Below are 19,976 nucleotides of genomic sequence, written 5' to 3' on the forward strand. Positions count from 1 at the left end.
GTGGGGGGTTCCCTGATCTCCGTCGGGCACGAGCTACGACTTGAAGAGTATTCGTTTTTAGACCGGAGGTTGACGCGCACTCGACCGTTCGTCCGGCAACCTGGCTGGTGACATGGGGCCGGGACTCGGACGCTCGTTCCGGCCGTCACCGAGTTTCGCCCAGACAGGAGTGCCAATGATCGAGGCTGTGGGCCTCACCAAACGCTACGGATCGACGGTGGCGGTCGACGACCTGTCGTTCACCGTCAAACCGGGCAGGGTGACGGGATTCCTGGGACCGAACGGCGCGGGCAAGTCCACCACGATGCGCATGATGCTGGGGCTGGACCGGCCCACGGCGGGCAAGGTCCTGTTCGACGGCAAGCCCTACACCGACCTGAAGAACCCCCTGCGCACGGTCGGCGCCCTGGTGGACGCGAAGTGGGTCCACCCCAACCGCTCCGCCTACGCCCACCTGAAGTGGATGGCGCGGTCCAACGACATCCCCGTGAAGCGCGTGGACGAGGTGCTGGAGACCGTCGGACTGAGCTCGGTCGCCAAGCGCAGGGCCGGAGGGTTCTCGCTGGGCATGTCCCAGCGGCTCGGCATCGCCACCGCGCTGCTCGGCGACCCCGGGATCCTCATGTTCGACGAACCGGTCAACGGGCTGGACCCGGAGGGGATCCACTGGATCCGGCGTTTCATGCAGCGGCTGGCCGCCGAGGGACGCACGGTGCTGGTCTCCAGCCACCTGCTGTCCGAGATGGCCCAGACCGCCGAGGAACTCGTGGTGGTGGGACGGGGCAGGCTCATCACCCAGTGCAGCACCGAGGAGTTCGTGAACAGCGCCACCGCCGCGGCGGTCACGGTGCGCACCCCGCAGGCGGAACGGCTGCGGGAGGTGCTGGGCGCACGCGGCTTCGCGGTGGCGCCCCCGGACCCCTCCCAGCCCGACACCCTCAGCGTGTCCGACGCCACCACCGAGCAGGTCGGCGAGCTGGCCGCCGAACAGGGCTTCGTGCTGCACGAGCTGTCCGCCCAGCGGGGCTCGCTCGAAGAGGCCTTCATGAGGATGACCGGCCAGGACGTGGAGTACCGCACCGGTTCTCCCGACGAGCAGCCCGGCGAACAGCTCGCCGCGACCACCAACTGAACCACCCCGTGTCCCGTGGCGGCCCCGCGCCGTCGCGCCTCCCACCCCTCGGCCCCTCCCGGTCGCCGGCGGTGGCGGGCAGCGCCCCCACCGGGGCGGCCACGGTCACACACGTCTTCCAACGGGACTGCCAATGACACTGATCTCGGTCGAACGCATGAAACTCTTCTCCACCCGGTCACCGTGGTGGTGCATCGTCGTGGCCCTGGGGCTGGCCATCGGCTTCGCCGCGTTGTTCACCTCCCAGCTCGGCGGTGAGATGCCCACGAGCGTGGCGATGACCCAGCAGGGCAACCAGTTCGGGCTCATCGTGGTCATGGTGATGGCCGCCCTGGCGGTGACCACCGAGTACCGCTTCGGCACGATCCGGGCCACCTTCCAGGCCATGCCGAACCGGGTGGCCGTGATGCTGGCCAAGACGGCCGTGGTGGCCGCGCTGGCCCTGCTCATCGGGGAACTGGCCGCTTTCGGCTCCTGGGGCATGGGCTGGGTGTTCGCTCCCGACCAGAGCCTGGCGCTGGACACCGCCGCGGAGTGGCGGCAGGTGGCCGGGCCGGGACTGGTGTTCGCCGGAGCGGCCGTGTTCGCGCTCGCCGTGGGCATCCTGGTGCGCCAGACCGCCGGCGCGGTGACGCTGGTGATGATCTGGGCGCTGCTGGCCGAGTCGCTGATCCAGCTGATCCCCACCATCGGCGACGACATCTACGAGTGGCTGCCGTTCGCCGCGGCGTTCCGTTTCATGAGCGGCGGCGGGAACTCCCCGATGAGCCAGCCCCTCTCCGAGATGCCGATCGGGCCGTGGCCCTCGCTGGTCTACTTCCTGGCGATCGCCTTCGGACTGCTGGTGGTGTCCTTGGTCACGGTGCACAAACGGGACGCGTGACCGGAGAGAGCGGCTTCTCCTGCTTTCGGGGGTGTTGTCCGACGGTTCCCCCGAACGTCATCGGCGGTTCGTGGCACAACGACAAGCGCGTTGGTTCCATCGGGGGTGGACACATCACGGGAAGGGGGACACAAGCCGTGCCGTGACTGCACGCTGTTACCCATCCCGGAGGAGAGACCGCTCACCCGGGCCGCTAAGATCACCGCGAAAGACCTGTTAGTCACCACACAGGAGTAACGATCCGCTGTGCTCGGGTCGGGGCCTGTGAGCACAACCGGATCAACCGACTGTGCGGGCGCTCGGGGGTGCCTGACGGTCGGGACGGGGGAGGGCCAGGGCTGTCATTCGGGGGACGGCCCTGGCCCTGGTTTTTGTCGAGCACGGTTCCCTCCTCCGGACGCCCGCTCCCGGGGGAGCGCGGCCCTCCGGGCGGGGGAGTGCCTTCCTCCCGCCGACTCCGCCTCCGCCGGAGCAGCGGAGTGTGCTTTTTCTCTCGCCGACGTTCTGTCTATCGGGCGATTACGCTGCGCGTGAGGCTGCGCTACGATCAACGGCCCTTGTGCGGGAGGGGAGGGACACGTTCCGAAAGGTTGCTTTCACCGGGAGTGTCCGTGTTAACTCGTCGAGTGAGTGGTGCGATCCCGAACAGCGCCGTTTCCGGGCCGCATCCCCTGGGGGTGCTTGCCGCGAGTTGCACCGACCCTTCTCGCGGTGCTCGCGGAGGAAGGTGAGCTGTGGTTCTTTCGAGTGAATTTTCAGCGCAGGAAGAGAAGACGGGATCGGCCGGAAGCGACGACGGTGACGTGAACCTGATCCCCATCCCCCGACTGGAGTGGTCCCTGGCGGCGGAGTCCGTCCCGCCCACCAGTGAGGCCGAGTCCCCCGAGGCGGTGCGCTGTGGATGGATACACACCGCCCCCGAACGTCACGTGCTGGACCTGTTCCGCAGGCTCGACGACTCGGCCAGCAGACTCCCGGTGCCCTGGTGGCTGCGGGCCCTGGCACGCGGCGAGCTGGCCTCCCGTGCGGAGGGATTCGCCTTCGAGGACGAGGTGCACGCCCTGCTGACCGGACGGGAGGGCTGGATCTTCGTTCCCTGGTCCACGGCGGGCGAGATCGGGTACTGGGAGTACACCCCCTCCGACCGGCCGCCGATGACCGTGCCGACCACGGTCACCCTGACCGACCGCCACCCGGGGTGGCTGGACATCCTCCCCGCCCAGGTGGACAACGGCAACAGGATCGCCGTGCCCGAACCCGGGGTGGAGGGGCTGGCGGCCCTGCTTCCCCGGATCGAGTCCTGGTGACCCGAGCGGGTGCCCGGTCCGGTCGGTGCTGTGCGGCCCGCCAGGGCGGAGCCGGGACAGTGCCGACCGGGGCGAGCGCCGGGTTTGCGATACTGGCCCGCTGTGAGTGCTTCCGACCAGCAGATTCCCCACAAGCGGACGGTCGTCAGCTACGTCCGGCGCAGCGACCGCATGACGGCCGGACAGCAGCGCGCCTGGGACCGGTACTGGGGCGAACTCGGGCGTGACATCTCCGAACTGCCGGAAGGTCCCCTGGACACCACCGCATGGTTCGGGCGCAGCGCTCCGCTCGTGCTGGAGATCGGTTCCGGGATGGGGGAGACCACCGCGACGATGGCCGCCGCCCGACCGGACCTCGACCACCTGGCGGTGGAGGTCTACAAGCCGGGGCTGGCCCAACTGCTGCTGCGGGCCGAGAAGCACGACATCGACAACCTGCGGTTGCTGCGCGGCGACGCGACCGTGCTGCTCCGGCACCACCTGGACGTCGGGAGCCTGGAGGAGGTGCGGATCTTCTTCCCCGACCCGTGGCCGAAGAAACGCCACCACAAGAGACGACTGGTCCAGGACGGCTTCGTCGAGCTGGTCGCCTCCAGGATCCGCCCGGGCGGGACCCTGCACCTGGCCACCGACTGGGAGGACTACGCCGAACAGATGCGGGAGGTCTGCACCGCACGGGACGAGCTGCGCAACAGGTTCGCGGACCAGCCCGGTGGATGGGCGCCCCGTCCGGAGTGGAGACCGGTGACCAAGTTCGAACAGCGGGCCCATTCCGAGGGGAGAACGGTGCACGACCTGATCTTCGAGCGGGTGTGAGTTCCCGGTCCCGCCGCGTGGTCGGTTCGGAACGGAAGGACCCGGCACGGTCCGTGACGAACCGTCCCGGTTTTCTCCGGGGCGAGTCACACGACCTCGCCCCGGGCCTGCTCAGCGGCTGTGGAAGCTCTCCCACAGGTCGGGCAGCACGGAGCTGAGCGCCATCAGCACCAGCACCGTCAGCGCCGGTACGGTTCCGAGTACGACCAGTACGGTTGTGAGCACGGGTGACTCCTTTCCCGGAACGGTCGGCACCGAACCGGGGCGAACGGGTTTTTTCTCTGCCGCACAGAGCGTGACCGTTCGAGCTGCCGTGTTGTATCGGCCATGTGGTTGTTCCTGCTGGCCGATCGGCCAGCACTTCCCGCCGAGGGGTTCCCGTCCGGCCCCGCGTGCGGCAGGGTTCGCCCGGTGGCCGAGGGAGGCGGCGCCGATCAGCCCGTTCGGAAGCGGGCACAGCACGTACGCTACGGGGGTCGAGTTCGTGAACCCGCGTGAACTGTGGGAATCCTTGCCGGAGTGGACCCGCCGGGTGGGCGGGACGCTGCGCGGGCAGTGGGTGTTCGCCGCCCTGCTGCTGATCACGTGGAGCGGTGAGCTGGCCGTGGCCGCCTACGAGGGGGGCACGGCCTGGGGACGGATCCCCGTGCTCACCGGCATGGTGCTGCTCGCCCTGGCCGCCCCGCGCCGCCCCGCCTCGTGCGGGGTGCTCGCCGCGAGCCTGCTGGTGCTGGCCACCGCCCTGACCCGCTTCCTGCACGTGGAACCGGGGCCGGGCCTGCTGTCCAACGTCTCCGCGGCCGAGAACCTGGCCGGGCTGCTGCTGGTGCTCCACGCCTTCCGCGGCCTCGCCTGGACCAGGGCCGTTCCGGTGACCGCGACGCTGGTGGCCGCCTGCCTGCTCGCCGTGCTGGAGCGCTCCCCCTCCGGCCCCGACCTGCCGTTGGTGCTCACCCTGGAGATGGGCTTCCTCCAACTGGTGCTGGCCGTCGGCACGGGGATGTACCTGCGCGGTGACCGCAGGCCCCGCCCCGAGCACGGCCCGCTGGTCGGGCTGCTGCGCAGGCAGTGGCCCGTCATCGCCGCGCTGTCGGTGCTGCTGTTCGGGCAGGTGGTCTCCTTCGACGGCACCGCCACCACACTGGTGGGGGCGGCGCTGCTGCTGGTGAGCAGCGCGATCATGTCGGTGCTGGCGGTGTTCGCCCCCCGTGGGCCGGTGCAGGCGGCGATGTTCGGGGCGCTGAACACGGCGCTCACCGTGGTGCTGGCCCTGCTGCTCGACGTCCGCAGCCCCTCCTACGTGGTGGGGGCGATCCCGGTTCCGGTGCTGGCGGCGGGGATGCTGCTGGTCGCGTTCGTCGTGCGTCTCGCCCCCGTGCGGCGGGCCGCCGTGGCCACGACGACCCTGGCCGCCTCGGGGGTGGCGGGGGCGGTGCTGCTGCCGCGTCCGGTCCACGGTGAGCTGTCCACCGAGATCCTGGGCTCGCTGTTCATGGGGGCCGTGCTGCTGGTGCTGTCGGTGAGCACGGGGATGTACTTCCGGGCCCGCGACGAGGAACGGAACCGCGGTGTCCGGGCGGCGGTGGAACAGGCCCAGCACGCCGAGCGGATGGCGCTGGCACGGGAGCTGCACGACGTGGTCGCCCACCACGTGACCGGCATCGTGGTGCAGTCCCAGGCCGCGCTGGCCGTGGCCGAGAAGAACCCGCAGGCCGCCCGGCAGGCGCTGGAACGGATCTCGGCGAGCGGCACCGAGGCGCTCACCGCCATGCGGCGCCTGGTGGGCAGCATGCGCGAGGCGGACACGCGCGCCGAGGCCGAGGTCGACGGGCAGCCCACCACCGACCTGCGGGCTGACGTGGAGAAGCTGGTCGAGCGGATCACGGCGAGTTCGGGGGCCGAGGTGCGGCTGCACACCGAGCTGGAGCACGACATCCCGCCGGAGGTGGGGCGTTCGGCGCTGCGGCTGGTTCAGGAGGCGTTGACCAACGCCGGCAAACACGCCTCGGGTGTCTCCGAGATCGACGTCGTGGTACGAAGCACCGGGGACGAGTTGGTGGTCCGTGTCGACGACGACGGCGTACCGGGTGGTGGTCCGGTGGCGGGCGGATCCGGCGGTTACGGTCTCGTGGGAATGCGGGAGCGGATCGAGCTGCTCGGCGGAACCCTGCGGGCGGGGCCCCGGGAGCCGAGGGGCTGGCGGGTCGAGGCCGAGCTGCCGCTGGTCGCTTCGGACGCCGGGAGGGGACGGCCGTGATCCGGGTGCTGATAGCCGACGACCAGGAGATGGTCCGCGCCGGTTTCCGGATGATCCTGGACGGCGAGGACGACATCGAGGTGGTGGGCGACGTCGGGGACGGCCGGGAGGCGCTCCGGCTCGCGCGCGAGCTGCGTCCGGACGTCTGCCTGATGGACATCAGGATGCCCGGCCTGGACGGTCTGGAGGCCACCCGCAGGCTGGCGGGACCGGAGGTGGAGGACCCGGTCCGGGTGGTCGTGGTGACCACCTTCGACCTCGACGAGTACGTGGCCACGGCCCTGGCCAACGGGGCCAGCGGTTTCCTGCTCAAGGACGCCGGACCCGCCCTGCTCGTGGAGGCCGTCCAGGCCGCCCACCGCGGTGACGCGCTGGTCTCGCCGCAGATCACGGTCCGGCTGCTGCGGCACTTCCACGGTGGTTCCTCCGGGGCGCTCCGCGAGCGGGACCGTCCCAGCGAGGAGCTCACCGCGCGGGAGCGGGACGTGGTCCGCGAGGTGGCGCGGGGGCTGACCAACACCGAGGTGAGTTCCCGGTTGTACATGTCGCTGTCCACGGTCAAGTCCCATCTGGCCTCCGTGCAGGGCAAGGTGGGGGCGCGCAACAGGGTCGAGATCGCCGCCTGGGCGTGGCGGACCGGGTTGATGGACGACTGAGGTCTTTTCCGGCCCGCGCTGGGCCGTTCTGGACCGGGGACGCGGCCCCGGAGCGAACCGGCCGATAGTACGAGGCAACTCCGGCCGAAGAGCCGAGGTCGGCCGGTGTGCGCGGGCGCATGATGGTGGTATGACGCGCCAACTGTCGATGCATCCCACCTACCCGGGTGTTCCGCTGCGGAGTCCGGACGTGGCCGCGCGGTTGAGGGCGGCGCGTCCCCGGAGCCTCGGTCGCGTGCGGCCGTGGTTACGGGCCCGGGCGGACACCCTGATCTGTGTGACGCTGTGCTCCGGCATGCTCGCCGCGGGGCTGGTGATGTTCCACGCTGTGGTCACGATCGGTCCGGGAGGCTGAGGGACAATGCGGTCATGCCCATCGCTCGACGGCTGCGTGCCCCCGTGGTTCTGCCCTGTGACCGCCGGTGCTCGGTGCTGCGTGACGCCGTGGTGGACATCGACGCCACCGGTCGGATAGTCCACTGCGGTCCCCGGACCGAGGCCCCGGAGACGGATCCGGACACGGTGGTCCAGGACTGCTCCGGACTGCTGATGCCCGGTCTGGTCAACGCGCACGCCCACACCCCCATGACCCTGCTGCGCGGGCTGGGAGGTGGGCTCCCGCTGCTGGACTGGCTGCGGGAGGTGATCTGGCCGGCCGAGGCCAGGCTCGGCGCCGAGGACATTCGTGCGGGCATGAGACTGGGAAGCCTGGAGATGCTCCGTGCCGGGGTCACCACCAGCGCGGAGATGTACTTCTCCGGGCGGGCGGTGGCCGAGGCGGTGCTCGACGTGGGTACCCGGGCCGTGATCGCCCCGGCGGTGATCGACACCCCGGCTCTGGGGGAACTCGGTGGCTGGCGCTCGATGGTCTCGGGAATCAGCCGGTGGATCGACGCGGACGGCCTGCGCTTCGGCCCCGGGGAGCGGATCGAGCTGGCCTACGGCCCGCATTCGGCCTACACCCTCCCCCCGGAGGCCCTGCGCGTGATCGGGGAGGAGGCGCGCCAACGCGGAGCCCTGGTGCACACTCACGTGGCGGAGACCTCCGCGGAGGACGCCGAGCAACGTCGTGCCCACGGCTCGGTTCCCCGCCTGCTCGCCGAGCTGGGGGTGCTGGACGGCAGGGTGCTGGCCGCCCACGGGGTGCACCTCGACGACACCGACATCGGACTGTTCGCCGAACACGGCGTGGGAGTGGCGCACTGCCCCGGATCCAACGCGAAACTGGCCTCGGGGACGGCGCGACTGTCCGAGATGCTCGACGCCGGGCTGCCCGTCGGGCTCGGCACGGACGGACCCTCCAGCAACGACGACCTCGACCTGTGGGAGGAGCTCCAACTCGCGGCGATGTTCGCCCGGACCCGGACCGGCGACGCCACGACCTTCGACTCGGCCGCCGCGCTGCTGACCGCCACCCGGGGCGGTGCCCGCGCCCTGCACCGGGACGACATCGGCTCCCTGGAGGCCGGGTGCTGGGCCGACGTCGTGCACGTGGACACCGACACCCCGGCGTTCGTGTGCGGGGTGGACACCTCGGACGAGCGCATCCTGGCGAACCTCGTCTGGGCCGCGGGCGCGGAGTGCGTCCGCGACGTCTGGGTGGCGGGCACCGAGGTGCTGCGCGAGGCCGAGCCGACCCGTGTCGACCCCCCGGAGGTGCGGAAGGCGGCGCGGGCCGCCGCCGCGCGGATCGAGCCCTGAAACGCCCCACCGGCGGATCGCGGACAAGCCCCGCGGCGGGCGTCCGCGTCCGGTGGTGGGTGGGGAGAGCGGCGGCCGTGGCCGCCGCTCAGCTGTTCGGACGCAGCACGATCTCCGTCATGTGGGCGTCCGATCCGGAGCGGACCGTGGTGACCACGGGCTCGGCCACGGACTCCGGGCTGAGGTAGTTCTCCGGCTGGAACTCGCCGCCTTCGGAGTTCCGCACCGCACGCTGCATGTCGGTGGCCACCCGGCCGGGGAAGACGGAGGTGACCCGGATGCCGTTGGCGGACTCCTCGGCGCGCAGCACGTCGGCGTAGGCCCGCAGGGCGAACTTGCTGGCCGCGTAGGAGCCCCAGTTGGGTTTCGCCGACAGCCCGGCTCCCGAGTTGATCAGCACGACGTGGCCGGAGGCGGCCCGCAGCGCGGGCAGCAGGGTCCGGGTCAGCTCGGTGACCGCGAAGAGGTTCAGCTCGAAGGTCCTGCGCCAGGAGTCCACGTCGAGGTCGGAGACGGAACCGATCTCGACCATGCCCGCGCTGTGCACCAGGACGTCGAGGTGCTCGATGCCTTCGGCGGCCTCGGCGATGCCGTCGTAGTCGGTGAGTTCGGCGGGCCAGGGCTGGGCTCCGGGAAGCTGCTGCGCCGTCTCCCGCAGGGCCTGTTCGTCCCGCCCGCCGAGCAGTACGTCGTGGGTCTCGGACAGTGAACGTGCCACGGCCGCGCCGATACCGCGTGAAGCGCCCGTGACCAGTGCGATCGGTCGTGAAGTCATCATCGATACAGTAGCGCTTCACCCGGCCGGAGCAGGGCACCCGGTCACGTGGTCCCGGGCGTGTCGCCGCCCCGGAGGGCCCGGCCCGCCGGCGGCGGACCGGGCCGTGGGGCTCAGCGCCTGCCGATCTCGCCCACGCGGTGGCCGAGATCGCGCCACACCGCAACCAGCGCGGGCCTGGGCTGGGAGTCCCCGCCGTCCGGCCAGTGCGAGCCGGGGTTCTCCGGGCCGGAGCCGTTCTCCCCCGGGTGCTGGACGCAGACGGTGACCAGCTCGTCGGTGACCACCGGTCCGCAGGTCTCGGCCCCCTTGGGGACCGTGAGGAACTGCTTGACGTGACCGCGCTCGGGCCCTTCCACGGGGACCGCGAACAGCCCGTCGTTGGAGCCGAGTTCGTTGCCGTCGGTGGCGATCCACAGGTTGCCGTGCCGGTCGAAGGCCACGTTGTCCGGACAGGAGATGGGGCTGACCCGGTCCTTGTCGAAACCGCCGAAGTAGGTGTCGGCCCGCTGGGGGTCGCCGCAGACCAGCAGCAGCCCCCAGGACATCTCCGTGGAGGTCGGGTCGCCGTCCCGTTCGGTGATTTCGAGCACGTGGCCGTGCCTGTTGCCGACGCGGGGGTTGGCCTCGTCGACGGGGGCGTGTTCGGCGGCGCCCCGGTTGGAGTTGTTGGTCAGGGCGCAGTAGACCCGCCCGTTGACCGGGTTGGGCTCGACGTCCTCGGGCCGGTCCATCTTGGTGGCTCCGGCCCGGTCGGCCGCGAGCCTGGTGAACACGTAGACCTCCTCGGCGGTGAAGCCGGGCACGTGCGAGGTGTCGCCGGTGGCCAGCGGCAGCCACTGCCCGGAGCCGTCGAACTCGCCGTCGGAGGGCAGCCTGCCGCTGCCGTCGATCTCGGAGGCGGGGCTGTCCCCGGTGAACCGGGCGACGTAGAGCGTGCCCTCGTCCAGCAGCGCCTTGTTGTGGCGCCGGGCGTGGGCGCTGCGTCCGGGCTTCATCCGGCCGCTGGAGACGAACTTGTAGATGTACTCGAACCGCTCGTCGTCTCCCATGTAGACCGCGACCCGGCCGTCCTCGGTGGTGCGGACGGTGGCGCCCTCGTGCTTGAAACGTCCGAGGGCGGTGTGCTTGACGGGGGTGGAGTGGGGGTCGTTCGGGTCGATCTCGACGACCCAGCCGAAGCGGTTCGTCTCGTTGGGTTCCCGGGAGGCGTCCCAGCGGTCGTCGAACCGCTCCCACTTGCGGGTGCTGGCTCCGGTGTTGATCCCGTAGCGCTCCATCCGCCGCCGGGTGGTGGGGTCCTCGACCCGGTCGGCGTGGGCGAAGTACTGGTGGAAGTTCTCCTCACCGGAGAGGATGGTTCCCCACGGGGTGACCCCGCCCGCGCAGTTGTTCAGCGTCCCTCGGACGCTCCTGCCGCGCGGGTCGGCCGAGGTGCGCAGCAGCTCGCTGCCGGCGGCCGGCCCCTGGACGGCGAACTCGGTGTCCAGTGTGATGCGCCTGCTGTAGTGGCTGGGCAGCACGTCCAGCCGACCGCGTGCCGGGTCCCGGCGCACGAGCAGGATCGACTGCCCGTGCGCGGCCCAGGCCGTGCGGACCTGTTCGGCCGTGGGGTTGTCCGGGTCGTAGTCGCGGAACATGTGGCTTTCGGTGGTGTACTCGTGGTTGACCACCAGCAGGTTGTGGATGCCCGCCCCGTCCAGGGGGACCAGTCCGGCGAAGTCGTTGTTGTAGCCGAACTGGAGTTGTTGGGCCCGTGCGCTCTGGTTGTCGAAGTCGAACTCGGGCGCGCCCGGCAGCACCGGGTCGCCCCAGCGGATGACGACCTGCTGCTCGTAGCCCTCGGGGATGACGACGCTGTCCCGCGTGTTCGGGGTCACCGGGTCGAAGTCCGTGCCCGGCGCGGCGGCGGGTTGGTGCCCGCCGGGGCCGGGACGTGCGGCGGCGGTGGCCCCGGCGGCGGCCGTCACGCCGGTGGCCAGGGAGAGCACGGCTCCGGCGCGCAGGAGTCCGCGCCGGTTCAGCACACGCCGGACGACGTCACCGAAGTAGGTGTTGGCGGAGGGGTTCGGTGCCTCGTGGGCGCAGGCGTTTCCGCAGCGGTACTCGCAGGTGACCGCGGAGCGGCTCGCCGTGTGGTGGGTCAGCAGCGGTAAGGAGACCACGTGCGGGTCGGCCGGGTTGGTGGACATCTCCTGCCTTTCCACAGCATCGCTCGGGAACGTGCCGAACACTATGCGAGTCAGGCGATGTCGTGGCTGCGAGCGCGTGAACGGCGGGCAAATTCGTCACGCGGGGTCCGGGGATCACGAGCTTCGACGTGTCGGCCGTGATCCTTTCCAGGGACAGCGGCGTGAGATGTGATCACCGAGTGTGGTCACTGTGGAAGGTCGTCACGGCGGAGTCGGGGCCGACTCCGCCGTTCGGGCGGTTTCACCTCGGTGGTGCGGTGGCGTCAGAACTCCTCGCCCACCACGGCGGCCTCCTCGGGAACCCGGTGGGGGTCCTGCCGGGAACGCAGCCCGACGGCCAGCAGGGCCGCCGAGACCAGGCAGGCCACCGCGCCCACGGCGAAGGGGGCCTGCGGGGAGCCGAACCAGGTGGCGACGTGGCTGACCAGGGTGGCGGCCAGGGCCCCTCCGAGCCAGCGGCAGAAGTTGTAGCCCGCGCTGGCGACCGGGCGCGGTACCGGGCTCACGCTCATGGCGCTTCCGGTGAACAGGGTGTTGAGCAGCCCCGAGGCCAGCCCGCTCACCACGATGGCCACGATGAGCACGGCCTTGTTGTCGATGGTCATGACCGCCAGCAGGGCCGCGTACATGAGCACGGCCAGCACGGTGCCGCCGAGCTCTCCCATCCTGGTGGCCAGCCGGGGAGCCAGGGTCACCCCGGCCACGGCCACGCAGATGCCCCAGCCGAAGAACACCAGCCCGACCGCGATGGCCCCGTACTCCAGCACGAAGGGGGACCAGGCCAGCACCGTGAAGAACGCGGCGGTGTACAGCGCGGATCCGATGGAGGTGCGCAGCAGCGCCCCGTGGCGCAGGGCGCGCAGCGGATCCAGCAGGGTGACCTTCTGGCGGTTGCCGGTGCCCTCGTCGGCGGGCAGGAAGCCCACGGCCAGCACGAGGGCGGCGGCCATCAGCACGGCGGTGCCGGCGAAGGGGCCGCGCCAGGAGAGGTGGCCCAGCAGTGCCCCGAGCAGGGGGCCGGTGGAGAGCCCGATGCCCAGAGCCGCCTCGTAGAGCAGGATCGCGGCCTGCTGTCCGCCGCTGGCGGCTCCGACGATCACCGACAGGGCCGTGGCGATGAACAGCGCGTTGCCCAGGCCCCAGACGGCGCGCAGGGCCACGAGCTGGACCACGGAGTTCGCCAGGGCGCAGGCCAGGGTGGCGAGCACGATCAGGGCCAGCCCGGTGACCACGGTGCGCTTGGCCCCGAAGCGGGCGCTGAAGGCGCCGGTGACCAGCATGGCCACCACCTGCACGCCGAGGTAGGAGGAGAACAGCAGCGTCACCTGTTCCGGCCCGGCGTCGAGGGACTCGGCGATGGAACGCAGTATCGGGTCGACCAGTCCGATGCCCATGAAGGCGATCACGGCGGCGAAGGCGGTGATCCACACGGCTTTGGGCTGGCCCCTGAACACGTCGAGCAACCGCACGTCCGATGACGCGCTCATCGGCTCCGCTCCTCGGCTAGGCGAAACATTTCGTTTGCAATGCTAACTTTTATGTGGGGGTGGAGCCAGCCGACTTGAGCCAGCTCACCCCTGGTCACTCGGCTGGCCCGTCCCGGCCGAGGCGCACTAGCATCGGTTTCGTGAGCGGCGCTGAGATCCCCCGAGCCGTACTGTTCGACCTGGACGGAGTGCTCGCGGACTCCGAACACCTCTGGGACCGCGTTCGGCGGGAGGTCACCGCCGAGTTCGGCGGACGGTGGGCCGAGGGGGCCACCGAGGCGATGATGGGGATGAGCACCCCCGAGTGGTCGAACTACCTGGTCACGGAACTCGGGGTGCGGCTGCCGGCGCAGCGGGCGGCCGAGACGGTCGTCGAACGGATGGCCGAGTACTACCGGACGGACCCTCCGGTGCTGCCGGGAGCGGTGGAGACCGTCCGGTGGGTCGGGCGCCGGTTTCCCACGGCGATCGCCAGCTCGGCGCCACCCCGCATCATCCGGGCCTTCCTGGAGGTCACCGGCCTGGACGAGGTGGTCGGCCACACCGTCTCCAGCGAGGAGGTCGGCGCGGGCAAACCCGCCCCCGACGTGTACCTGAGGGCCGCCGAGGGGTTGGGCGTGCCCGCCGGGAGCTGTCTGGCCGTGGAGGACTCGGGCAACGGTCTGCGCGCCGCCGCTGCCGCCGGGACGACCGTGGTCGCCGTGCCGAACCCGCACTTCCCGCCCGCGCCGGAGGCGCTGGCCCTGGCGAGTCACCGGCTGGAGGACATCACGCACCTGCCCGAGGTGCTCGACGGATCGGCCTGAGCCACCGGAACCCGGCCCGCGAGTGTGAGGCCGGGGCCGCCTTGTTCCTGTGACGGAGACCGGCCACCCCGTCGGACGGAGACCCCACCACGGTGTCGCATCCTGGGGTGGTGCGTGTCAGGGAAGCGGTGGCCGACGACTGGCCGGCGATCTGGGCGTTCCTGCGGGACATCGTCTCCGCCGGGGAGACCTTCTGCTGGTCCCGGGACGTCACGGAGGCGGCCGCCCGCGCGGCCTGGATGCACCAACCACCGGGGCGGACTCTCGTGGCCGTCGACGAGAACGGGCTGGTGCTGGGCACGGCCGAGATCCACCCGAACCAGGGCGGGCCGGGATCGCACGTGGCCAACGCGGGATTCATGGTCGACCCACGGCACTCCGGAAGGGGAGTGGGGCGGCTGCTCGGCGAGCGCGTGCTGGAGTGGGCGCGGGCGGACGGCTACCGCGCGATGCAGTTCAACGCGGTGGTGGAGACCAACACCGGCGCGGTCGCGCTGTGGCGCTCGCTCGGCTTCGAGATCCTGACCACCGTTCCCGAGGCCTTCGAACACCCGAAGGAGGGGCTCGTCGGGCTGCACGTCATGCACCGTCGACTCTGAGCGCCGGGGCCTCCGGCGGGAGCCGCGAGGCGAGACCCCGGCTCCGCGACCGCGCCGTCGGAGACCACGCCCCCGCTCGCGGGCTCACTCCTGGGCCATGTCCACGAACCGGCTGTAGTGCAGCTGGTGGGCCACGGTGACCGTCTCCGTGGGACCCGCGCGGTGCTTGGCCAGGATCAGGTCGGCCTCGCCCATGCGGGGGTCGTCCCGCTCGAAGGCGTCCGGGCGGTGGATCAGCAGCACCACGTCGGCGTCCTGCTCCAGACTGCCCGACTCGCGCAGGTCCGACAGCTGCGGCTTCCGGTCGTTGCGCTGCTCGGGACCGCGGTTGAGCTGGGAGATCGCCACCACCGGGATTTCGAGTTCCTTGGCCAGCAGCTTGAGACTCCTGGAGAACTCGGAAACCTCCTGCTGCCGCGACTCCACCCGCTTGCCCGAGGTCATCAGCTGCATGTAGTCGACGACCACCAGGCCGATGTCGTTGCGCTGCTTGAGACGACGCGCCTTCGCCCGGATCTCCATCATGGTCAGGTTCGGCGAGTCGTCGATGAACAGCGGCGCCTCGTTGATCTCGCTCATGCGGCGCGCCAGCCGGGTCCAGTCCTCGTCGGTCATCCGGCCACCGCGCATGTCACCGAGCCTGATCCGTGCCTCGGCCGAGAGCATGCGCATCACGATCTCGGTGCGTCCCATCTCCAGGGAGAAGATGACGCTGCCCGTGCCGTGCCTGATGGAGGCCGCGCGGGCGAAGTCCAGCCCGAGGGTGGAGTTGTGGGTGGGCAGGAACGAACGGGTGGCCAGGTAGGTGTGGTCGGAGGAGTCGACCTCCACGCAGCGCACCGGAACGCTGTCGGTGGCGCGCACGGCGACGACCCGTCGGTTCCTCGGCCCGTCGGCGCGGAGGCGTTTGTGCTCCTCGACCAGCTCGGAGACCCGGAACACCTGGTCCTGGCCGCTGTCGAAGACGAGCGGGGTGGTGGGGGACTGCGCGGTCCCGCCCACCGTGGCGGTGCACGGGTGCCCCAGGGTGAGCACCAGCTCGCGCACCCGCACCGACAGACTGTCCCGCAGGGACAGTGTCACCCGGCCGTCCTCGGTCACGTTCCCGGCGGCGTCGGCGAGCCCGGCCAGCAGGGCCCGGCGCTGCTGTTCGCTGCCGCGCAGGTACTCGGCCGGAACCTCACCGCGGTGCCAGGCCCCCAACTCGACGAGTTTCTCGGCGGTGGTCTCGTCCGGGCGGGTCACTCCGTCGTCGTCTTCGAGGACGTGCTGACCGAGCTCGGCCAGCACCTCCGCCGGGACTCCCCGGATCGCGCCGCTGTCCGGGTCGCCGGCGGCCAGCCACACGCCGAGCGTGTACGGGGACAGCGGCAGCTCGCGGGATTCCAGCCGCAGCGCGCCGTGCTCCGGCAGTTCCGCGTGCTGCCGGTCGTACAGCTCGGCCGTGGTGCACACGGTGCCGTCCCGTAGCGCCCACTGGTGCTGGGCGTCGGCCACGGCCAGGGTGCCGTCGGAGAACTCGACCTGATAGCAGGTGTGCCGGTGCATGACCTCCGTGGCGGCGACGACCCGCGTCGGGGAACCGTCGGCGCCCAACAGCAGGTCCCCGACGGCGACGCGCCCCATCGTGGTCCAGCCGTCCGGAGTGGGCAGTGGGGTGTCCAGCGCGAGCGCCTTGCCGACACCGGGTCGGGCCGCGACGATCACCATCTGCCCCGGGTGCAGCCCGTTGGTGACGTTGTCCAGGTCGACGAATCCGGTCGGCAGCCCCTGGGACTCCCCGCCCCGCGAGGCGATGGCGTCGATCTCGTCCATCGTGGGCTGGAGCAGGTCCTCCAGCGCCGCGTAGTCCTCGGAGGTGCGCCGTTCGGTCACGTCGTAGACGGCGGCCTGCGCCCGGTCGACGACCTCCTCGATCGCGGCACCGTCCGCGCCGTTGTAGCCGTACTGCACGATCCGGGTGCCCGCTTCGACGAGTCTGCGCAGCACCGCCTTCTCGGAGACGATCTCGGCGTAGTAGTTCGCGTTGGCGGCGGTGGGGACCGTTTCGATGAGCGTGTGTATGTAGGCGCCGCCGCCGACCCGGTTCAGCTCGCCGCGACGTTCCAGCTCGGCGGAGACCATGATGGGGTCGGCGGGTTCGCCCCGCCCGTAGAGGTCGATGATGCAGTCGTAGATCGTGTGGTGCGCGGGACGGTAGAAGTCCTGGGGACGCAGGATCTCGACGACGTTGGCGATGGCGTCCTTGCTCAGCAGCATCCCCCCGAGCACGGACTGTTCGGCGGCCACGTCCTGCGGGGGCTGGTGGTCGAGGAAGCCGTCCGCGTGGCCCTTGCCGTTGGAGGACGGTCCCGTCGCGCGTTCGTCGGGCAGCGACACGGGCTACTGCCACCTCCTGGGCGCAGAGTTGCGAGCTGTGGTCGGGTCATACTCGCCACCCGCGCCCGCCGAGGCAACGACCGACATCGGACTCGTTCGGGCAATCCGGGCCGGCGAGGTCACCGGATTCGACTGTCCGGGTGAGGTACGGGCCGGCCGGCCCGTTCTCACGGGTCGTGCGGGACCGCCTCGGCAGCGGGAGAACACTCCGCACCCCGCCTGTGGACAACTTCCGTCCCCTGTGGAAGCCGTCGGCCCGCCCGTGGACGCGCGCTGTGGACAAACTGGGGAAAATCCCCCTGCCACGAGGCATATCCGCAGGTAGCCGCCTGTGGATAGCTTGTGGACAGCTTCTGGGGACAACTGTGCCCACCGGACGCCCGATCCGTGGACCGGGCGACGAAACCGCGGAACCGCCCCGCCGCGCCAGCGAGGAAACCGGCGGAGGACGGCGTCGGAACGGGTCCCGCACGGCTCGCGGAGAACCGCGCGGAACCCGTCTCCCGGAGAGTCAGCCCGCGGGCGTGACCTCGACGTGCATCGAGGTGTAGACGTCCGGGTGCAGCCGCACCCCGACGGCCATCTTGCCGAGCGACTTGGTGTTGCCCTTCAGCTCGATCAGCCGCTTGTCCAGGTTCGGCCCGCCGGCCTCGCGGACGGCCGAAGCCACATCGGACTCGGTGATGGAGCCGAACAGCTTGCCCTTCTTGGAAACCTTCTTGGACAGCCGGACCATGCCCAGGTTCTGCAGCTGCTCCTGAAGTTCCCTGGCGTGCTCCAGGTCACGGACGCGCCGGTTCTCCCGGGCGCGCCGAATCGTCTCGACCTGCTTCTGCGCGCCCTTGGTGGCGACGATGGCGAAGCCCTTGGGCAGCAGGTAGTTCCGGGCGTAGCCGTCACGTACCTCGACGATGTCACCCGAGGCGCCGAGACCGCTCACGTCCGAGGTCAGGATGATCTTCACGGCGTGTCTCCTTTCAAAGCCGAACCGAGGTCAACCCCCGGCCCCGTGGTCGACCGAAACGGCCTGGGCCGCGCGGACGGCCGACACCGGCCCGCGCGGCAGTCACGCGGTGGCGGGACGGGCGGGGCCGGGCCGGAAACCGGACCCGGCGGTGGGCCGTCGCGCGGGAGGACGGGGCCGCGGTCGAAGGCTCGGTCGGTTTACCGGGCGGTCGAGGTGTACGGCAGCAACGCCATCTCGCGGGCGTTCTTGACCGCGATGGCGACATCACGCTGGTGCTGACTGCAGTTGCCCGTCACCCGGCGCGCGCGGATCTTACCGCGGTCGGAGATGTACTTGCGCAGCAGCGTGGTGTCCTTGTAGTCGATGTTGAGGAGGTTCTGGTCGTCGCAGAAAACGCAGACCTTCTTCTTCGGCTTGCGCACGGGCGCCTTGGCCATGTGCTTGCTCCTTCGGAAGAGAGCGAGAACTCCGTAGAGGACTTTCGTGGGACCGCGGAAACCGGTGCACGTCGTCGGCACCGGCCGCGACCGGGCGTTCGCGGAACGGCCTGCCACGCTCCGGGTCCGGCCCCGGACCGTGGTGTTCCACCCTGGCTAGAAAGGCGGTTCGTCGCTGAACCCGCCGCCCGAGCCGGCCGGCGGAGCGGAACTCCAGGGGTCGTCCCCGCCGAATCCCCCGGAACCGCCTCCCGAGCCGCCGCGACTGATCTTGTTGACCTTCGCCGTGGCGTAGCGCAGCGAGGGGCCGACCTCGTCGACCTCCATCTCGATGACGGTGCGCTTCTCGCCCTCCTTCGTCTCGAAGGAACGCTGACGCAGCCGCCCCTGCACCACCACACGCATGCCGCGGGCCAGCGTCTCGGCCACGTTCTCCGCGGCCTGACGCCAGATGTTGCAGCGCAGGAACAGCGCCTCGCCGTCCTTCCACTCGCCCGCCTGGCGGTCGTAGTAGCGCGGCGTGGAGGCGACGGTGAAGTTGGCCACCGCCGCACCGGAGGGTGTGAAGCGCAGTTCCGGGTCGGCCGTCAGATTGCCGACCACCGTGGTTACCGTTTCACCGGCCATCGCCTGTGGGCTCCGTCTCTGTGCTGCGGTCGGGCATCGGTGCCGTTTCGCCGGGAGTGCGGGATCAGGCGGAGGTGCCGACCGCGCTCTGGGGCTGCTGGGCGGCCTTGGCCGCCTTGGCACTGGCCCTGGCGATACGGGCTTCCTTACGCGGCTGGACGATCTTGCGCAGCACCTTGGTGCGCAGCACGTTCTCGTTGATGTTGAGCTGGCGGTCGAGCTCGTTGACGGCGGCCGACTCGCAGTTCAGCTCCAGCACCACGTAGATGCCCTCGGAGCGCTTGTCGATCTCGTAGGCGAGCCTGCGGCGGCCCCAGACGTCGACCTTCTCGACGCTGCCGCCCCCCTCACGGATGGGCTTGAGGTAGCTCTCCAGAGAGGAGGCCACGTTCCGTTCGTCCAGGCTCGGGTCGAGAATGACCATGACCTCGTAATGACGCATGAAGACCACTCACCTCCTGTGGACTCACGGCCACGGACTCTCCGTGGCAGGAGGGTCGCCCCGTGGGCGAGCCGGACCAGAGTAGCAACCCGTCGGCAGGTCCGGTGACCTGGGGTGTTGTTTCGGACGTTTCCGACCCCGGCCACGCCCGGGGACAACTCAGCCGCGCCGCAGCACCCAGGTTCTGATGAGCGCGGAGGTCACCCCGGCCAGAGAGATCGCGGCCAGCAGTACCGGCAGAGCCACCCGGTCGCCGGTCTCGGACGGCAACGCCTCGGCGCTGCCCGCCTCGCGCACCCGGTCCTGCTGATCGTGTCTCTCCTCCTCGCTCAGCAGGTCACCGGTCTCGGCCCTGTCACCGGGCGCCGCTCCGAACCGGGTGTCCGACCACGGTGGTAACGACCCCGGGACATAAGCGTAGTCCGAGGGATCCACCCGCTCGGCGGGGGCCGGGGCGTGGTCGGGAGCGGTCTCGGCGGCGTCGTTCCCACCGGACTCACCGGTGTTCCGGGG

At 70.8% G+C, this 19,976-nt stretch carries 18 protein-coding genes and 1 pseudogene; 10 read left to right on the forward strand and 9 right to left on the reverse strand.

The window, feature by feature from the left end:
* Window positions 1–175: 175 nt before the first annotated feature.
* The 8 genes from CEP50_RS18190 to CEP50_RS18225 all read left to right on the forward strand — a co-directional run bounded on the left by CEP50_RS18190 (window position 176) and on the right by CEP50_RS18225 (window position 8,752).
* Window positions 176–1,132 (forward strand): ABC transporter ATP-binding protein, encoded by a 957-nt coding sequence (locus CEP50_RS18190; protein ID WP_106115154.1) that lies wholly within the window; start codon window positions 176–178, stop codon window positions 1,130–1,132.
* Window positions 1,133–1,265: 133 nt separating this feature from the next.
* Window positions 1,266–2,015: a hypothetical protein gene (locus tag CEP50_RS18195; protein WP_106115155.1), complete on the forward strand. Its 750-nt coding sequence runs from the start codon at window positions 1,266–1,268 to the stop codon at window positions 2,013–2,015.
* A gap of 803 nt (window positions 2,016–2,818) precedes the next feature.
* Window positions 2,819–3,322, forward strand: coding sequence for a hypothetical protein (locus tag CEP50_RS18200; RefSeq protein ID WP_106115156.1), 504 nt, complete (start codon window positions 2,819–2,821; stop codon window positions 3,320–3,322).
* Between the two features lie 102 nt (window positions 3,323–3,424).
* Window positions 3,425–4,138, forward strand: coding sequence for a tRNA (guanosine(46)-N7)-methyltransferase TrmB (trmB, locus tag CEP50_RS18205; protein WP_106115157.1), 714 nt, complete (start codon window positions 3,425–3,427; stop codon window positions 4,136–4,138).
* A 511-nt stretch (window positions 4,139–4,649) separates the two neighbouring features.
* A complete protein-coding gene (locus tag CEP50_RS18210) occupies window positions 4,650–6,395 on the forward strand; it encodes a sensor histidine kinase (protein WP_258175401.1) in 1,746 nt (581 codons plus the stop codon).
* Complete coding sequence (locus tag CEP50_RS18215; protein ID WP_106115159.1) at window positions 6,392–7,051, forward strand: response regulator; 660 nt, start codon at window positions 6,392–6,394, stop codon at window positions 7,049–7,051. The genes CEP50_RS18210 and CEP50_RS18215 overlap by 4 nt, the downstream gene beginning before the upstream one ends.
* A 130-nt stretch (window positions 7,052–7,181) precedes the next feature.
* The gene (locus CEP50_RS18220) at window positions 7,182–7,406 is read left to right on the forward strand and encodes a hypothetical protein (protein WP_106115160.1); all 225 of its coding nucleotides are present in this window, start codon (window positions 7,182–7,184) and stop codon (window positions 7,404–7,406) included.
* A 20-nt stretch (window positions 7,407–7,426) separates the two neighbouring features.
* Window positions 7,427–8,752, forward strand: a complete 1,326-nt coding sequence (locus tag CEP50_RS18225; RefSeq protein WP_181188447.1) for an amidohydrolase family protein — start codon at window positions 7,427–7,429, stop codon at window positions 8,750–8,752.
* 88 nt (window positions 8,753–8,840) lie between these two features.
* On the opposite strand, the gene CEP50_RS18230 is transcribed toward CEP50_RS18225, so the two are convergent.
* The 3 genes from CEP50_RS18230 to CEP50_RS18240 form a co-directional block, all read right to left on the reverse strand.
* On the reverse strand, window positions 8,841–9,527 hold the full coding sequence (locus tag CEP50_RS18230) for an SDR family oxidoreductase (RefSeq protein ID WP_106115169.1): 687 nt from the start codon (window positions 9,525–9,527) through the stop codon (window positions 8,841–8,843).
* Window positions 9,528–9,640: 113 nt separating this feature from the next.
* A complete protein-coding gene (locus CEP50_RS18235; protein ID WP_106115162.1) occupies window positions 9,641–11,719 on the reverse strand; it encodes a PhoX family protein in 2,079 nt (692 codons plus the stop codon).
* A gap of 263 nt (window positions 11,720–11,982) precedes the next feature.
* Window positions 11,983–13,206, reverse strand: coding sequence for an MFS transporter (locus CEP50_RS18240; RefSeq protein WP_106115163.1), 1,224 nt, complete (start codon window positions 13,204–13,206; stop codon window positions 11,983–11,985).
* Window positions 13,207–13,346: 140 nt separating this feature from the next.
* Here CEP50_RS18240 and CEP50_RS18245 point away from each other — a divergent pair, with 140 nt between their 5' ends.
* The gene (locus tag CEP50_RS18245; RefSeq protein ID WP_106115164.1) at window positions 13,347–14,012 is read left to right on the forward strand and encodes an HAD family hydrolase; all 666 of its coding nucleotides are present in this window, start codon (window positions 13,347–13,349) and stop codon (window positions 14,010–14,012) included.
* Between the two features lie 107 nt (window positions 14,013–14,119).
* Window positions 14,120–14,611, forward strand: coding sequence for a GNAT family N-acetyltransferase (locus tag CEP50_RS18250; RefSeq protein ID WP_106115165.1), 492 nt, complete (start codon window positions 14,120–14,122; stop codon window positions 14,609–14,611).
* A gap of 84 nt (window positions 14,612–14,695) precedes the next feature.
* Here CEP50_RS18250 and dnaB read toward each other — a convergent pair whose 3' ends face one another.
* The 6 genes and pseudogenes from dnaB to CEP50_RS18280 all read right to left on the reverse strand — a co-directional run.
* Entirely contained in the window at window positions 14,696–16,990 is a 2,295-nt protein-coding gene (gene dnaB / locus CEP50_RS18255) for a replicative DNA helicase (RefSeq protein ID WP_106115166.1), read from the reverse strand.
* 511 nt (window positions 16,991–17,501) lie between these two features.
* Window positions 17,502–17,954, reverse strand: coding sequence for a 50S ribosomal protein L9 (gene rplI, locus CEP50_RS18260; protein WP_106115167.1), 453 nt, complete (start codon window positions 17,952–17,954; stop codon window positions 17,502–17,504).
* Between the two features lie 200 nt (window positions 17,955–18,154).
* Entirely contained in the window at window positions 18,155–18,394 is a 240-nt protein-coding gene (rpsR, locus tag CEP50_RS18265; protein WP_106115168.1) for a 30S ribosomal protein S18, read from the reverse strand.
* A 156-nt stretch (window positions 18,395–18,550) separates the two neighbouring features.
* Window positions 18,551–19,021 (reverse strand): single-stranded DNA-binding protein, encoded by a 471-nt coding sequence (locus CEP50_RS18270; protein WP_019856360.1) that lies wholly within the window; start codon window positions 19,019–19,021, stop codon window positions 18,551–18,553.
* Between the two features lie 64 nt (window positions 19,022–19,085).
* On the reverse strand, window positions 19,086–19,463 hold the full coding sequence (rpsF, locus tag CEP50_RS18275) for a 30S ribosomal protein S6 (protein WP_106115170.1): 378 nt from the start codon (window positions 19,461–19,463) through the stop codon (window positions 19,086–19,088).
* Window positions 19,464–19,622: 159 nt separating this feature from the next.
* Window positions 19,623–19,976, reverse strand: a pseudogene (locus CEP50_RS18280) (hypothetical protein); the annotation flags it as partial.

It is taken from the genome of Actinopolyspora mortivallis (genome assembly GCF_003001495.1).
Taxonomy (GTDB): domain Bacteria; phylum Actinomycetota; class Actinomycetes; order Mycobacteriales; family Pseudonocardiaceae; genus Actinopolyspora; species Actinopolyspora mortivallis_A.

Coding starts and splice junctions, on each gene's coding strand:
- CEP50_RS18190 (WP_106115154.1), top strand. CDS start 176: ATGATCGAGGCTGTGGGCCTCACCAAACGCTACGGATCGACGGTGGCG.
- CEP50_RS18195 (WP_106115155.1), top strand. CDS start 1,266: ATGACACTGATCTCGGTCGAACGCATGAAACTCTTCTCCACCCGGTCA.
- CEP50_RS18220 (WP_106115160.1), top strand. CDS start 7,182: ATGACGCGCCAACTGTCGATGCATCCCACCTACCCGGGTGTTCCGCTG.
- CEP50_RS18230 (WP_106115169.1), bottom strand. CDS start 9,527: ATGACTTCACGACCGATCGCACTGGTCACGGGCGCTTCACGCGGTATC.
- CEP50_RS18235 (WP_106115162.1), bottom strand. CDS start 11,719: ATGTCCACCAACCCGGCCGACCCGCACGTGGTCTCCTTACCGCTGCTG.
- CEP50_RS18240 (WP_106115163.1), bottom strand. CDS start 13,206: ATGAGCGCGTCATCGGACGTGCGGTTGCTCGACGTGTTCAGGGGCCAG.
- rpsR (WP_106115168.1), bottom strand. CDS start 18,394: ATGGCCAAGGCGCCCGTGCGCAAGCCGAAGAAGAAGGTCTGCGTTTTC.
- CEP50_RS18270 (WP_019856360.1), bottom strand. CDS start 19,021: ATGGCCGGTGAAACGGTAACCACGGTGGTCGGCAATCTGACGGCCGAC.
- rpsF (WP_106115170.1), bottom strand. CDS start 19,463: ATGCGTCATTACGAGGTCATGGTCATTCTCGACCCGAGCCTGGACGAA.